12 protein-coding genes are annotated in these 14,612 nt (G+C 71.9%); 6 read left to right on the top strand and 6 right to left on the bottom strand.

Annotated elements, in window-relative coordinates:
- Nucleotides 1-72: 72 nt before the first annotated feature.
- The gene (locus FHX73_RS14470) at nucleotides 73-1,341 is read right to left on the bottom strand and encodes an ATP-binding protein (RefSeq protein ID WP_145905400.1); all 1,269 of its coding nucleotides are present in this window, start codon (nucleotides 1,339-1,341) and stop codon (nucleotides 73-75) included.
- Between the two features lie 209 nt (nucleotides 1,342-1,550).
- On the opposite strand from FHX73_RS14470, the gene FHX73_RS14475 reads away from it, so the two are divergent.
- The 3 genes from FHX73_RS14475 to FHX73_RS14485 all read left to right on the top strand — a co-directional run bounded on the left by FHX73_RS14475 (nucleotide 1,551) and on the right by FHX73_RS14485 (nucleotide 4,805).
- Nucleotides 1,551-2,282, top strand: a complete 732-nt coding sequence (locus FHX73_RS14475) for a response regulator transcription factor (RefSeq protein ID WP_145905401.1) — start codon at nucleotides 1,551-1,553, stop codon at nucleotides 2,280-2,282.
- Nucleotides 2,275-3,381, top strand: coding sequence for a sensor histidine kinase (locus tag FHX73_RS14480; RefSeq protein WP_145905402.1), 1,107 nt, complete (start codon nucleotides 2,275-2,277; stop codon nucleotides 3,379-3,381). The genes FHX73_RS14475 and FHX73_RS14480 overlap by 8 nt, the downstream gene beginning before the upstream one ends.
- Nucleotides 3,382-3,551: 170 nt before the next feature.
- The gene (locus FHX73_RS14485; RefSeq protein ID WP_145905403.1) at nucleotides 3,552-4,805 is read left to right on the top strand and encodes a serine hydrolase domain-containing protein; all 1,254 of its coding nucleotides are present in this window, start codon (nucleotides 3,552-3,554) and stop codon (nucleotides 4,803-4,805) included.
- Nucleotides 4,806-4,846: 41 nt separating this feature from the next.
- Here the strand turns inward: FHX73_RS14485 and FHX73_RS14490 are convergent, their stop codons facing one another.
- From FHX73_RS14490 to FHX73_RS14505, 4 genes are all read right to left on the bottom strand, one after another.
- Nucleotides 4,847-6,388, bottom strand: coding sequence for an FAD-dependent monooxygenase (locus FHX73_RS14490; protein WP_145905404.1), 1,542 nt, complete (start codon nucleotides 6,386-6,388; stop codon nucleotides 4,847-4,849).
- A gap of 134 nt (nucleotides 6,389-6,522) precedes the next feature.
- Nucleotides 6,523-7,629 (bottom strand): winged helix DNA-binding domain-containing protein, encoded by a 1,107-nt coding sequence (locus FHX73_RS14495; RefSeq protein ID WP_145905405.1) that lies wholly within the window; start codon nucleotides 7,627-7,629, stop codon nucleotides 6,523-6,525.
- A 288-nt stretch (nucleotides 7,630-7,917) separates the two neighbouring features.
- Nucleotides 7,918-8,445, bottom strand: a complete 528-nt coding sequence (locus FHX73_RS14500; RefSeq protein WP_281292680.1) for an EF-hand domain-containing protein — start codon at nucleotides 8,443-8,445, stop codon at nucleotides 7,918-7,920.
- A 109-nt stretch (nucleotides 8,446-8,554) separates the two neighbouring features.
- A complete protein-coding gene (locus FHX73_RS14505; RefSeq protein WP_145905406.1) occupies nucleotides 8,555-9,133 on the bottom strand; it encodes a TetR/AcrR family transcriptional regulator in 579 nt (192 codons plus the stop codon).
- A gap of 81 nt (nucleotides 9,134-9,214) precedes the next feature.
- Here FHX73_RS14505 and FHX73_RS14510 point away from each other — a divergent pair, with 81 nt between their 5' ends.
- Together FHX73_RS14510 and FHX73_RS14515 are read left to right on the top strand one after the other, a co-directional pair.
- Complete coding sequence (locus FHX73_RS14510) at nucleotides 9,215-10,030, top strand: SDR family oxidoreductase (protein WP_145905407.1); 816 nt, start codon at nucleotides 9,215-9,217, stop codon at nucleotides 10,028-10,030.
- 28 nt (nucleotides 10,031-10,058) lie between these two features.
- On the top strand, nucleotides 10,059-10,922 hold the full coding sequence (locus FHX73_RS14515; RefSeq protein ID WP_145905408.1) for a haloalkane dehalogenase: 864 nt from the start codon (nucleotides 10,059-10,061) through the stop codon (nucleotides 10,920-10,922).
- 89 nt (nucleotides 10,923-11,011) lie between these two features.
- Here the strand turns inward: FHX73_RS14515 and FHX73_RS14520 are convergent, their stop codons facing one another.
- A complete protein-coding gene (locus tag FHX73_RS14520) occupies nucleotides 11,012-11,818 on the bottom strand; it encodes an SURF1 family cytochrome oxidase biogenesis protein (protein WP_145905409.1) in 807 nt (268 codons plus the stop codon).
- Nucleotides 11,819-12,116: 298 nt separating this feature from the next.
- Between FHX73_RS14520 and FHX73_RS14525 the strand changes: the two genes are divergently transcribed.
- The gene (locus FHX73_RS14525) at nucleotides 12,117-13,277 is read left to right on the top strand and encodes a serine hydrolase domain-containing protein (protein ID WP_145905410.1); all 1,161 of its coding nucleotides are present in this window, start codon (nucleotides 12,117-12,119) and stop codon (nucleotides 13,275-13,277) included.
- Nucleotides 13,278-14,612: the final 1,335 nt, after the last annotated feature.

The raw sequence follows: 14,612 nt of genomic DNA on the forward strand, positions 1-14,612 counted from the left end.
GACCCCCGTCGATGGCATGACCCCCTGCCTCCGGGCCTCAGCCCGGAATGATGGGCATCCGGTTCCCGCCCCTCAGACCCGCCCGTAGCGGGCCGCCTGGTCGGCGAACTCCCGGGCCATCTCCGCGGACACGGTCGGACGGGTGTGGTGGATGGCGTCCAGGTAGTCCGAGGTGCCGGGCTCGGTGCGTTCCCCGGTGTCGAGGGTGTGCTCGAAGGCGCTCTGGGCGACCGCCATGGCGACCTGCCTGATGTCGGCGGGGGTGAAGCCCTCGCTCGCCGCGGCGAGGACTGCCGTGTCGGCGGCGGTGCCGGTCTTCGCCGTGTAGCCGGCCCACAGGGCGTCGCGCGCGCCGAGGTCGGGCGGCCCGACCGGCAGGACGTAGTCGAACCGGCCGTGGCGCAGGAACGCCGGGTCGAGGGCGGCCACCGAGTTGGTGGCGCAGACGAGCAGCCGGCCGTCGCGCTCGCGGAACCGGACGATCGACTTGAGGAGTTCGTTGGCCACACCGACCCATTCCGGGGCGGCGAGGCTGCGCGTGCCGGCGACCTCCTCGACCTCGTCGATGAAGAGCAGGACGTTGTCGAGCTGCGCCACCTCCTCGAACCGGCGGCCGAGTCCGGTGGCCAGCCCGTCCTCCGACGCGAGCCGGGAGGGGAGGAGCTCGACGAACGGCCAGCCGAGCCGACCGGCCACGGCCTTGGCGAACGTGCTCTTGCCCGTGCCCGGTGGCCCGAACAGCACGACGGCGCGCGGTGGCTCCACCCCGTGGGCGTCCGCCAGCTCGGGATTGGCCAGGGGCAGCACCAGGCGCCGCTCGATGAGCCGCTTCTCGTCGGCCATGCCGGTGAGCTGCTCCCAGAGGCGGGCCTCCGGCATGATCGCGCCCAACGTGGCCAGGACCGCCGCGCCCTGGGCACTGGCCGCCTCCGACTTCTCGAAGTACGTGAGCCCCCGGCGCGGGCGGAACCCGGAGTTGACCAGTGCGGTCGCGCCGGTCTCCTCGTCGGGCAGCAGCGCCGCGACGATCCGCGCGCCGGCGCCCCGCAACCGGTGCTCCAGCGCGGACAGCAGCGCGGTGCCCAGGCCCAGGTTCCGCCAGGCCGGGTGCAGCGCGATGCGCAGCACCCACGCCCGGTCCCCGTCGACCCGGCCCACCGCCGCACCCACGAGGTGCCCGTCGGCCACCGCGACGACGCTCGGGTCCCGCGCCTGCAACGCGGCGACGACGTCGGACAGGCGGAAGACGGCGGCCTGGTCCGTGGTGGCGCTCTCCGCGTCGAGCCGGACCACCGCCTCAAGGTCGTCCGGCGTGAAGTCCCGGACGTGCCACACAGCCATACGCCACTCTCGAACCTCGCGCCCCCTGGGACTTCCATCATCGTCCCGCCTGCGGGGTCCCTGCCCGCCTGAAGCGGAACGACCCGATCCACCCGGTCCGCATCAGCCGGCGTGCCCCTCCCTCGGATCCCTCGGAGGTATTTCGACTCGTCCCGAGCCGGGTGCGGACGCATATGTCGGCGATATGCCGTACTGCCTAAGCTCTGGGCATGCGCGTGTTGATCGTGGAGGACGAGCCCTACCTGGCGGAGGCCGTCCGGGACGGTCTCCGGCTGGAAGCGATCGCCGCCGACATCGCCGGCGACGGCGACTGCGCCCTGGAGCTGCTCAGCGTCAACTCCTACGACCTCGCGGTCCTCGACCGTGACATCCCCGGCCCCACCGGCGACGAGATCGCCCGATGGATCGTCGCCTCCGGCAGCGGCATCCCGATCCTCATGCTCACCGCTGCCGACCGGATCGACGACAAGGCGTCCGGGTTCGAGCTCGGCGCCGACGACTACCTCACCAAGCCGTTCGAGCTCCGAGAACTCGTCATGCGGCTGCGGGCGTTGGACCGCAGGCGCGCGCACGCCCGGCCCCCGGTCAGCGAGATCGCGGACCTGCGGCTGGATCCGTTCCGCCGGCAGGTCTTCCGCGACGGCCGCCACGTCGCGCTCACCCGCAAGCAGTTCGCGGTGCTGGAGGTGCTCGTCGCCGCCGGAGGCGGTGTCGTCAGCGCCGAAGAACTCCTGGAGCGCGCCTGGGACGCCAACGCCGACCCCTTCACCAACGCCGTCCGCATCACCATCTCCGGCCTGCGCAAACGACTCGGCGAACCACGGCTCGTCGCCACGGTGCCCGGCGTCGGCTACCGGATCGACACCGGCAGCGACACCGGCAGCGACACCGGCATAGGCACCGGCACGGACACCGCCCACCCCGGCAGCACGCGTGCATAGGCGCCCGGGGCTCAGCACCCGCCTGAAACTCGCCATCAGCTACGCCGGGTTCCTCCTGGTCGCCGGCACCATCCTGCTGGCCGTGGTGTGGGCGTTCCTGCTGCGCTACGTACCCGACAGCCCCCAGGGCCTCCTCGGGGTGGCCCCCAACCGCCACGTCCTCGTGCGCGTGTTCGCTCCCGCCGCGGCCGGAGCGCTGGCCTTCCTGCTGGTGTTCGGCCTGTTGGGCGGTTGGATCCTCGCCGGCCGGATGCTCGCACCGCTCACCCGGATCGCGGACGCGGCGCGGGCGGCCGCGAGCGGATCACTGTCCCACCGGGTCCGCATGCCGGGTCCCCGGGACGAATTCCGCGAACTCGCCGACGTGTTCGACTTGATGCTCCACCAACTCGAATCCCACGTCGCCGAACAGCAGCGGTTCGCCGCGAACGCCTCCCACGAACTGCGCACGCCGCTGACGATCTCGAAGACGCTCCTCGACCTCGCCCGCACCGACCCCACCCGGGACCAGGGCGAACTCATCGAACGCCTCCGCACCGTCAACACGCGGGCGATCGACCTCACCGAGGCCCTCCTGCTGCTCAGCCGCGCCGACCGCAAGAGCTTCACCCGCGAGCCCGTCGACCTGTCCCTCATCGCCGAAGAGGCCGCCGAAACGCTGCTCCCCCTCGCCGAGAGGCGCCGGATCACGCTCGACGTCACCGGCGGGAAGGCGCAGACCCTCGGCTCCGCGGCGCTCATCCTGCGGATGGTGACGAACCTCGTCCAGAACGCCATCGTCCACAACATCCCCTCCGGCGGCAGCGTGACGGTCCACGTCGAAGCGCAGCCCGGCGCGAGCGTGTTGCGGGTCGAGAACACCGGCCAACGGGTCATCCCGGCGGAACTCCTACCGACCCTCACCGAACCGTTCCGACGCGGAACGGAACGCGCGCGCACCGACGAACACGTCGGCGTCGGCCTCGGGTTGGCCATCGTGCACAGCATCGTCCGAGCGCACGACGGGACCATCGATCTCGCGTCCCGCCCGACCGGCGGCCTCATCGTCACGATCCGACTCCCCGGCACGCCGCACGAATCGTCACCGAGCGGTTCCTAGGCCTGCGGCGTATCGCGGACGTACGGAAGAACGCATACGCCACCGCAACAGGCTGCCGTCTTCAGTGGAGGCACGAGGACCACACGGGTGGGGCGATCGGTTGCCGACAGCGGTCGCCGATGGACGCGCACCCGCACCGGTCGATTTGTCGATCAGGAAGGACCGAGACCATGGACCCGGATTCCGTACGCGCTATCAACCGTCGGCGGCTGCTCGGGTGGGGCGGGTTGGCGGCCGCCGGCGTGGCCGCGGCCGCCACGTCGGCGGCCGCCCTGCCCGGTCGCGCCGACCCGGCTCCCACCGGCTCCGACAGCCCGGACTCCGACATCCCACCGGCCACCCGTCCCGGCGGAGCCTACGACCAGTACGTGGCGAAGCTGGCCGCCGAGGGCAAGTTCTCCGGCGTGGTGCTGTTGTCGCACCAGGGTCGGACGGTGCTGTCCCGCAGCTACGGCATGGCCGACCGGGAGAAGGGCATCCGCAACCACGAAGGCATCGCGTTCAGCCTCAGCTCGGCGGGCAAGCCGTTCGGCGCGGTGGCCGTCCTGCAACTGGCGCAGCAGGGCAAGTTGAGCCTGTCGGACACGGTGGGCACCCACCTGAAGGGCTACGCCGAGGACGTCGCCGACCAGGTGACCATCCACCACCTGCTCTCCGGCACCTCCGGGTTGGAGACCCCGGAGGAGGACGTGCGGCGCGTCTTCCAGAGCCGGCAGGAGGTGCACGACTACTACGAGCAGTGGGTCCGGCAGGCCAAGCTGGTGGCAGCCCCGGGCACCGGCACCGGCACCGGCCACTCCGGTGCCGACATCGGCATCCCCGCGTTGATCGTGGAGGCCGTGAGCGGCGAGACGTACTGGGACTACGTGCAGGAGAACGTCTTCGGGCGCTGCGGCATGACCGGCTCGGCGTTCCGCACCAGGCCGCAGTGGCTCACCGACGAGCACATCGCGCACCCGTACATGACGCTGGCCGACGGCAGCCAGGTCGACGCGGTCCGCAACCTGGACAGGAGCAGCCCGTCCCCGGACGTCCTCGGCAAGAACCCGGGCCGCAGCTTCATCGACGCCCCCGGGGACGGCGGCTTCGCCACCGCGCCGGACCTGGTCCGGTTCACGCGCGCGCTGGGCGACGGCACGCTGCTGGCCCGGCCCTGGGCCGAGTTGCTCACCGGGGCCAAGATCCCCCACGGCGGTTCCTCGTTCGGGGCCTACGACCTGCCGGTCCACATCCTCGGCGACCAGTGGGTGTTCGGGCGCGGCGGTGGCAACCCCGGGGTCAGCGCCAACTGGAACATCTACCCGTACACCGGCTGGGTCGGCGTGGTCCTCGGCAACTGTGACGGCCTGCCGCTGCAAGAGATCACCGAGCAGGAGATGCAGGCCGTCACCGGGGCTTCGTCCGGCGCCGGAGGCGGTGGCTGAGGCGGTGGCGGGAGCAGTCCGCGGACAGCCCGTCGGCGGTGCTATGCCCCCAGCAGCGCCTGGTAGGCGTGGAGCGGCGCGTCCTCGTCGAGCGGGGTGATCGCGGCGATGTAGCCGTCGGGGCGGATCATGATCCGCCCGCCGTTCGGGAGGCCGTAGCGGGCGGCGGTTCGGCCGTCGGGGTCCGCGAAGACCGCGTCGTAGCCGGTCGGGACGGTGTCGGGGGTGGTCGTGAGCAGCAGCTGTCGGACCGTCACATCGGCCGCCGGCGCCGGTGCGGCGGCCGGGGCGCCGCCCGCCACGGTGAGCAGCACGTGCTCGGACGCTCCGGCGAGCGCCGCCCGCAGCTCCGGGCCGGCCGCCGGGAGGTGGTCGCCGGCGTGCAGCTCGCCGCGACCCCGGCGCTGGACCACGATCGGGCTCTTCCGGTACGCGATCGCGGTCTCCTCGGTGCGGTCGGCCATCGCGTGGCGGACCGGGGCGAGACCGGTGAGCAGGTGCACCCCCTTGTTGCGCAGCTTCTGCGCGATCGGGTTGACGAGCGTGCCGACCCGGGTGAGCGCGTTCGCGAACCGGATCACCTCGGCGCCGACCGGGTGGCGCTCCGCGTGGTAGCTGTCCAGCAGGGCCGGGCCGGCCTGGCCGGCGTGGACCAGGGCGAGCTTCCACGCCAGGTTGTGGGCGTCCTGGATCCCGGTGTTCATGCCCTGGGCCCCGGCCGGGCTGTGGACGTGCGCCGCATCGCCGGCCAGCAGCACCCGGCCGACCCGGTACTCGGGCACCTGGGCGTGGTGCACCTCGAAGACGGTGAGCCAGCGCGAGTCCCGGATCCGGATCGGCCGCCCGGCCCGCTCGTCCACCACCTGCTGCAGCCACTCCCGGGTCGCGGTGCGCTCGTCGTCCGGGGCGATGTTCGCGATCAGCCGCAGCCGGTCGCCCTCCATGGGGAAGACCAGCAGGGGGCCGTCGTGCGGCGCGAAGAAGGTGTACATGCTGTGCGGGTCGAGGTCGTGGTCGGCGTCCACGTCGCCCATCAGGAACCGCTCGCCCTTGAACTCGCCGGCCAGCGCGCTGCCGACCAGCTTGCGCGCCTGGCTGTGCGCGCCGTCGGCGCCCACCAGCCAGCCGGTGCTCACGGTCTCCTCGCGCCCGTCGGCGTGCTCCAGCACCAGGCGGACGGCGTGCTCGTCCTGGGTCAGGCCCGTCAGGGTCACCTCGCGCTCGACGGTGACACCGTGCTCGGCGAGCGCCTCGGTGAGGATCCGCTCGGTCTCGGTCTGCGCGATGGTCACCGAGAACGGGAACGGGCTGTCCACCAGGTCGAGGGCGATCCTGGCCACCACCTCGCCGTCCGCGTGCATCTCCATCGCGGTGGTCCGCACCCCGGCCCCGATCAGCCGGTCCACCAGGCCCAGCCGCTCGAACAGCTCCAGGCTGCGCGCGTGCACGACGATGGCGCGCGACTGCGTCGTCGGCTCGGCCAGCCGGTCCACGATCCGCACCGGCACCCCCCGCCGGGCCAACTCCAGCGCAACGGTCAGCCCCACCGGGCCCGCACCTACGACGACGATCGGGTCGCTCACCAGCAGTCCTCAGGTTCGTGCCGACGGAGAATCACCGGACCAGTGGTCAACTACGGCGCATGCCGGCCCGATCGGCGAGCAGCCTACCGATGCCCCCGCGCCGGAAACAGCGGGTCGACCCCGGGAACTGGCCGTCACCCCGGTTGCGGTGCCTCGAACACGATGTCCCGGGCCGTCGCCTTCGCCGCCGCGAAGGCGAGCAGCCGGGTGCCTTCGGCGACGATCTCCTCCCGCTCGGCGGCCGTCAGCCTCCGGAACGGACGCACCGTCAGCGTCGCCTCCCCGCGCTTCGCGACCACCTTCCAGGTCGCCGCGACGAAGCCGTCGACGAGCACTGCGCGGGGCATCTCCATGGTCCCGGCGAAGCCCTGGTCGGCGAAGCTCACCGTCAGGACGCGGCTGCGGTCGGCGTGGGAGAGCAGCAGGTTGTCGAAGTCGTAGAGGAAGCGCACCGGGGCGGGGGTGTCCGGGTGCGGGCGCGGCGCGTCGGGCAGGTCGTAGAGCTCGCGGCCCTGTTCGTCACGGAAGACCATGAGCTGCGGTCGGAGTCCGTCGATGACCTCGGCCAGCCGGGTCAGCCCGGACCACTGCTGGACGTCGCGGACGGTCGCGGGCCCGAACGCGGCCAGGTGGCGCAGCACCAACTGCCGCACGTCGGCCGCGGTGTCGACGGGGCGTCCGAGCCAGGCCTCCACCGGGGTGTGGGCGGCCCGCCCGCTGCGGCCCCACAGCCCGCGCGGCGGGACCTGGACGAGGGGTACGGACGCGCGGACCGCCTGCGCCAGTGCGGCCGGGTCACGGTCCGGCCACCGCTCGGCCAGCGCCCGGCCCAACTCGCTGAAGGTCAGCGGCTCGTCGCCGAGCAGCTCGCGGCCGGCGGCGGCCAGGTCCGTGCGGTCCAGCCCGACCAGGTCGCGGCCGAAGGATCCCGCCGTGCTGCGCTCGATGACCGGTTCCACCAGGGGCCGCAGCCACAGGCAGTCGGCGGCGGTCACCAGGTGGATGGTCGAGCGCATCAGCGCCATCCGCACCACGCCGGCTTCGCGGAGCAGGTCAGCGGTGGGCTCGGGTCGGTAGTCGGCCAGGCGGGTCCACAAGCCGACGTACCAGGTGTGCGGTGTCTGCGCCTGGAGTCCGACCAACCGCTCCAGGGCCTGCGGCACGGTCAGTTCCCAGCGGCGCAGCAGCAACTGGCGTTCGAGGGTGGCGCGGTTGAGGGCTCTGGCGCGCAGCAGCGTCATGTCCTGCCTTCTCGGGGTGGGTCTCGGGTGCTCGGACCCGCACGCCGGCGACGAGCGGCTCGGCCGGCTGGCGGACGGCGGCGGGACGAGCGGACAGGTCGTCAAGGTCGGTCTGGGGGACGTCTGTCCGAGAGGGGGCGATCGTCTCGCTCACGGAAGGAACGCTACCGGCACCAGCGGACACATTCTGTCCTCTATCGCCGGCGCCCGACCGCCGTCGCTGCTGCTGCTGGACGACGAGGAGGCGGTGGCCGTCGCGGTGGCGCCGCGCACGGCCACCGCCGCCCGTCAGCGGGGGGAGGGGGTTGTCGACAGCGGCCGGCCGGTGCCGTAGACGTCGGCCATCGGGGAGCGTCCGGTGGTCAGGAAGTCCCGGATGCCCAGCAGGTAGTCATCGCGCTCGACGAGCCCGTCGCGGTCGGCGTCGAGGGCGTCGAACGCCGTGTCCGCGTCGACTTCCGCGTTGCCCATCGCCGCACGCAGGCGGGTGAACTCGCCCCGGTCCAGGCGCCCGTCCCCGTCGGCATCGGCGAGGTCGAACAGCGAGCGGAGCGCCGGCCGGCAGGACTCCTCGAACGCGTCGTGGCCCGCCCACGCGGCGTACTCCTCGAAGGTGACGCCCAGGTCGCGATCGGCGTCCATCTGCCACCACACGTCCTCGTGCGCGGCCCGCGCCGCCTCGACGAGCGGGTCCCGGTCCTCCCGCCCGAGGGCGGCGGCCACCCGGTCGACCCTGGCGAAGTACTCGGCCTGGGAGATGACGCCGTCGCCGTCCGCGTCCAGCATGGCGAAGATGCGGCGCTTCGATTCTGACACTGCGTACCCTCTCGATCTCTCTAGGTGATCTTCCGTGGGTACGGTAGCCGAGGACGGGGGTCGAGCGGTGCGGGGTCGCCACCCGCCCGGGTGACCTCCTGATGGTGCGTCAGGTGAGTGAGTCGATCCAGCGTTCCAGGCGCCGCCCTTCGGCGGTCATCAGCTCGGGGTCGCGGAGGGTGTTGGTGAGCAGGGAGATCCCCTGGTAGGCGGCGACCAGGGCGAGGGCGAGTTCGCGGGAGTCGTCGCGTCCCATCGCCTGGAACTGGTGCGCGGCCCAGTCGATGAGGATCTGCATGACCTCGGCGATCGCCTGGTCGAGGCCGTCGGCCCGCTTGTCGAGCTCCGAGGCCAGGGTTCCGGTGGGGCAGCCGTACCGGGCGGTGAGCTCGCGCTGCTCGACCCAGCCGTTCAGGAGCGCCTTCAGCCTGTCCTGGGGGGTGGGGAGTGCGTCGAGCTCGCCGATCACGGCCCGGAGGTTCTGGGCGTGGGCGGCGATGGCGGCCTCGACCAGCTCGTTCTTGGTCTTGAAGTAGTAGTAGACGTTGCCGACCGGGACGTCGGCCGCTCGGGCGATGTCGGCGAGCGTGGTCTGTTCGACGCCCTGTTCGTGCAGCACCTTGGCCGCGGCCGCCGCCAGCCGCTCCCGCTTGCCCGACGATCGGCGGGCCTTTTCTGAGTGAGTCACCTGACTGACTGTAGACGTGCGCGGGTGTCGTTCGCTACGGTTCTTCTCAGTCAGCCAACTAACTTATTTGGGGGAGTTCTCATGATCGTTGTGACGGGTGCGACCGGGAACGTCGGCCAGGAGCTCGTGCGGATCCTCATCGAGGCCGGCGAGCAGGTGACCGCCGTCTCCCGGCGCCCGGCACCGCTGCCCGACGGCGTGCGGCACCTGCCGGCCGACCTCGCGGAGCCCCGGAGCCTGCGCACCGCCTTCGACGGGGCCGAGGCGCTGTTCCTGCTCGTCGCGGGCGAGGACCCGCAGGGCATCCTCGACCTCGCCAGGGCGGGCGGGGTGCGGCGGGTCGTCTTGCTCTCCTCCCAGGGCGTCGGGACACGGCCCGAGGTCTACCGCCACCCCGCGGCTTTCGAGGAGGCGGTGCGCCGCTCGGGCCTGGAGTGGACGATCCTGCGGTCCGGTGGGCTGAACTCCAACGCCTTCGCGTGGGCCGAGACGATCCGCACGCAGCGCACGGCCATCGCGCCGTTCGGCGACGTCGGGTTGCCCACCGTCGACCCGGCGGACGTCGCCGAGGTCGCGGCCGCGGTCCTGCGCGGGAGCGGCCACGCGGGCAGCACGTACGACCTCACCGGACCGGCTGCGGTCACCCCGCGGGAGCGGGCCGAGGCGATCGGCGGCGCCCTGGGCACTCCGGTGCGGTTCATCGAGCAGACCCGCGCCCAAGCCCGCGCGCAGATGCTGGCCTTCATGCCCGAACCGGTCGTGGAGGGCACCCTCGCCATCCTCGGCCGGCCGCTACCCGCCGAACAGCAGGTCAGCCCCGCCGTCGAGCGCGTCCTCGGCCGGGCGCCGCGGACCTTCGCCGACTGGGCCGCCCGCACCGCCCCGGCCTTCCGCTGAACCCCACCACCTGACAGGACCAGCTGCCATGCCCGTTCAGCCCGTACTCGACTCGGTCATGTCCTACCGGGAGCGTGGCGCCGGCGCGCCCATCGTCTTCCTGCACGGCAACCCCACCTCCTCCCACCTGTGGCGCGACGTCCTCCCGGCCATGGGTGGACCGGGCCGCCTGCTGGCCCCGGACCTGATCGGCATGGGCGAGTCGGGCAAACCCGACCTCGCCTACACGTTCGCCGATCAAGCCCGCTACCTGGACGCCTGGTTCGACGCACTCGGCCTCGAGAACGCGGTGCTGGTCGGACACGACTGGGGTGGCGCCCTCGCCTTCGACTGGGCCGCCAGGCACCCCGACCGCGTGCGCGGTGTCGCGTTCACCGAGACCATCGTCAAGCCGATGACCTGGGAGGAGTTCCCCGAGGGCGGCCGCGCGCTGTTCCGGGCGATCAAGACACCGCAGCTGGGCGAGGCGATGATCCTCGACGACAACGCCTTCATCGAGCAGGCCCTGCCCCGCAGCGTCGCCGCCCCGCTCGACCCGGCCGATCTGGCCGTCTACCGCAGCCCGTACCCGACCAGGGAGAGCCGCCGCCCGTTGCTGCAGTGGCCGCGCTCCATGCCGCTCGGCGGCGAACCCGCCGATGTCGTGGCGAGGATCCAGGCGTACGACGAGTGGCTGGCGACCAGCGCCGACGTGCCCAAACTGCTCATGGTCTTCGAGCCCGGTCCCGGAGTCATGATGGGCCCGGCGATCGTCGACTGGTGCGCGGAGCACATCGCCGGTCTCGAGATCGCCCGCCACGGCGGGGTCGCCGGTCACCACACCCCGGAGGACCAGCCCCTCGCGATCGCCGGAGCCGTCACCGACTGGGCGGACCGGCACGGGCTCCGCTGAGCCGCCGGCTCCGCCGTTCGGGATCTCGACGGCGACCGGGTACCGCCGTGCGGGCCGTCATCGATGCGGCAGCACCGTCCTCTCACCTCTCACCTCTCATCGGCGGCGGCTTCGGCGGCGGCTTGCTTCTCGCGGGCGTCACGGATGTCGCGGCGCAGCAGGACGATCCAGCCGGTCGGGATCAGCGCGGCGAACAGCCACCACTGGATCGCGTACGGCAGGTGGACGCCCTTGCCGACCACCGCGTCGTCGCCGGTGGCGGTCACGTTCGGGCCGGGCACCGGCTCGGCCTGGTCGGCGGCCGGCGGAGTGGGGTCGGTGGAGACCAGTTCCAGGTAGCCCGCGACCACCGGCTGCTTCAGCCGCACAGTCTGGTCGCCGCTGTTGATCCGCATGAACATCCGGTCCGGCAGGTCGCCGATCTCGCGGCGGAAGGTCTCGTCGGGCCGCAGCCTGCCGGTCACGGTCAGCTCGCCGGAGGGAGCCGGCGGCACCGTCGGGTAGGTGGTGGCGTCCGCTCCCGAGGCGATCCAGCCGCGGTTGACCAGCACCAGGTCGCCCCGGTCGGTGACCAGCGGGGTGATCACGTAGTAGCCGACCGTCTCACCGTCGGCCGCGGTGCGCTGGCGGACCACGAACTCGTGCGCCGGGTCGTAGTGCCCGGTCGCGGTGACCGAGCGGTACGTCTGTGCGGCGGGCACGCTGCCGCCGGGGTGCGAGACGGTGTCCATCGCGACCGGCGGCGCCTGCATCGCGGCGTTGGTCGCCGTGTTCTGCCGGTTGGTCGCCTCGTAGCGGTGGTACTGCCACCGGCCGAGCAGGACCATCGCCGGGATGATCGCGAAGAAGACGAGGGTCAGGACCACCCAACGCCGGCTCAGAAGCACACGGATCATCACCGGGTGACGGTATCTCCGTTCAGCTGTCCACCACGCACCGGCCGGGTTCTCCAGGTCATGGACGCCGAGTATGGCCTCCCGCACCCCCGGAAATCCTCCCCCGGTCGGGGGAGCGCGGTTTCCCTCCCGCTCGGGAGGTGCGCACGGGGCGCCGTGATCCAGGATCGGTCGGGCCCGGAGCGACCGGCCTCCACCAGTACGTCGAGCGCACCCGCCGCAACCTCTCCGGGCACTGACCGCGCCGGGAAACCCCCGCGAACCCCAGAACCGCACACACCATCAGAGGCGACAATCCATGAACTCTCGCACGCCGCTCCGGTTCCGCGCCCTGCGGCGCAGGACGACCCACGCTGCCGTCACCGCGGCCATCGGGGCCCTCGCCCTCGGCGCGCTCGCCCCGTCCGCCGTCGCCGCCCCGAGGGCCACCGGGCCGGACTCCTTCCAGCAGCGCCTGAACGCGATGGTGAGCCCCGGTCACGTGCCCGGCGTTCTGGCCGCCGTCCGTGACCAGGCCGGCCGCACCCGCACCTATGCCGCGGGCGTCGGGGACCTGGCCACCGGTGCGAAGGTGCCCCGGGACGGCGAGGTGCGGATCGGCAGCGTCACCAAGACGTTCACCGCGGTGGTCGTGCTGCAACTGGCCGGCGAGGGCAGGATCCGCCTCGACGACCCGGTCGAGACCTACCTGCCCGGCCTCCTGCGCGGGCAGGGGATCGACGGGCGCCACATCACGGTGCGTCAGCTCCTGCAGCACACCAGCGGACTTCCCGACTACGAGGACGACGTCACCGACGACATCCTCCAGCGCCGCTACCTCTCTCCCCGCGACACCCTGGACATCGCGCTGCGGCACGGAGCCGTCTTCGCCCCGGGAACGCGTTGGGGGTACAGCAACACGAACTACCTGGTGGCCGGGATGCTCGTGGAGAAGGTCACCGGACGGCCCCTTGCCGAGGAGCTCGACAAGCGCATCGCCAAGAAGATCGGCCTGCGCCACACCTACCTCCCCGCCCCCGCCGAGACCACCCTTCGAGGCCCGCACCCCCACGGCTACCACCAGGACGGCCCGGACGGCCCGCTGCGCGATGTCACCGAGATCGACCCCTCCGCGGCCTGGTCGGCGGGCGCGATGGTCTCCACCAGCTCCGACCTCACCCGCTTCTTCTCCGAACTCATGAAGGAGGGCCACCTCCTCAGCGGCCCCGAGCTCGACCAGATGCGCACCACCGTCCCCACCGGCGTGCCCGGCTACGACTACGGACTGGGAATCATGAGGACACAACTGCCGTGCCACAAGACCGTCTGGTGGCACGACGGCAGCATCCCCGGCTACGGAACCTGGAGCGCCGCCACCGAAGACGGACGCGCCGCCAGCGTCGCGATGACCGTCGACCCCACCAGCATGGCGGACCTGCAACCGGCCGAGGACGCCGTCGACGCAGCCCTGTGCGGCTGACCCACGCCTCCCCGAGAACCGAGACCACGACATGACGAAGGCCCCGACCGGAACCCGGTCGGGGCCTTCGACTGCCCTGGCGGGCAGAGGCGGAGGATACGAGATTCGAACTCGTGAGGGGTTGCCCCCAACACGCTTTCCAATTCTCCCGAACAGGGTCCGCCGGGGTTCACGCCTGTCCTGACCTGCAGCGGTGTGAATCGCTGGGCGGCGGCCGAACCTGGCCGGACGGGGGTGAATGAGACCAAAACTGAGACCAGACGGAAGGCTCAGCTGCGGTCCGTCGAAGAGTCCCCCACGAGGCCGGTCCATGCCACTGACGGGGCGCGTACGCGACCGCCGTGGCGGCTGAACGGACTTCGCCCAGCGAATTGGCGGTGCACCGGATCTACCTCGACGGTCCCGGAGCCTGGCCGCCACAAGGGTGCCGGAGCAGTGGACCAGTCGGGCGCCTCGGGTTTTGCAGGTAGCGCGGCCTTGCCGAGACCGTGGTTCTCACCTCGGCAAAGGCAGTCGCAGGGGCTGTCCGGCGCCGCGTCTGCGCAGCTTGTCGAGCCGCAAATTGGGCGGTCGTCGCCGTCCGGGTGGTGCGGGCAGAGTCTGGCGTGGCACGGTGTCTGGAGGTACCAGTCGAGGCATGCGACGGCGCCGGTCAGCTCGCGGTCGAGGACTGCGAGCATGACGGGTATGACGTCCTCAAGCGTGGTGACGGCACTCCAGTAGGCCACGGGCGGCGCGCTGCTGTAGATCACCTTCTGGTAGCCGGACGCGAATGTCCGCGCGACCGCGTGATCGCCTACCGCGCACATGTCTGTACTCACACCGAACGGACGGAAGTCGCCGATGACCCAGGAGTCGTCGGACATATGAGCCCACCGACTGCCAGTGATGTCGCAGTGGACGCTGCCGCCTCGGATCTGGTCCCACTCCCGGACCATGCCGATGAGAACGTCTTCCGTGTCGCGTCCGTCGGCGAGTCGCCGCTGCTCGGTGGGTGTCCTCGCGAGGACGCGCCGAAGATTCTCCTCGCGTGCTCGAACGGGCGGACTGCTGGACCGTGACGTACCGCGTGACGGCTTCAACAAGTACCTCTCGCGAGAACTGTGCAACACAGGGCCGCAGCAATCCTGCTCGCCAGGTGACGTTTGCAAACCCATGCCTGAGCTCACCTCACGGCAGCCATCTGCTGCTCCCGTAAGCGCGGGTAGGCGGGCATGGACGGCGGGCGGCCTGCAAAGGGCGCCAAGTTCCCCTTGGCGCGGTCATGGCGGGCGTTGAGGGGCGTACGTTGGTATTGGTCGCAGACAGCCGTCAGGGTAGTTGCTTCCTGCAACC

Source organism: Kitasatospora viridis (assembly GCF_007829815.1).
Classification (GTDB): domain Bacteria; phylum Actinomycetota; class Actinomycetes; order Streptomycetales; family Streptomycetaceae; genus Kitasatospora; species Kitasatospora viridis.

Coding starts and splice junctions, on each gene's coding strand:
- FHX73_RS14470 (WP_145905400.1), bottom strand. CDS start 1,341: ATGGCTGTGTGGCACGTCCGGGACTTCACGCCGGACGACCTTGAGGCG.
- FHX73_RS14475 (WP_145905401.1), top strand. CDS start 1,551: ATGCGCGTGTTGATCGTGGAGGACGAGCCCTACCTGGCGGAGGCCGTC.
- FHX73_RS14485 (WP_145905403.1), top strand. CDS start 3,552: ATGGACCCGGATTCCGTACGCGCTATCAACCGTCGGCGGCTGCTCGGG.
- FHX73_RS14495 (WP_145905405.1), bottom strand. CDS start 7,629: ATGACGCTGCTGCGCGCCAGAGCCCTCAACCGCGCCACCCTCGAACGC.
- FHX73_RS14510 (WP_145905407.1), top strand. CDS start 9,215: ATGATCGTTGTGACGGGTGCGACCGGGAACGTCGGCCAGGAGCTCGTG.
- FHX73_RS14515 (WP_145905408.1), top strand. CDS start 10,059: ATGCCCGTTCAGCCCGTACTCGACTCGGTCATGTCCTACCGGGAGCGT.
- FHX73_RS14520 (WP_145905409.1), bottom strand. CDS start 11,818: ATGATCCGTGTGCTTCTGAGCCGGCGTTGGGTGGTCCTGACCCTCGTC.
- FHX73_RS14525 (WP_145905410.1), top strand. CDS start 12,117: ATGAACTCTCGCACGCCGCTCCGGTTCCGCGCCCTGCGGCGCAGGACG.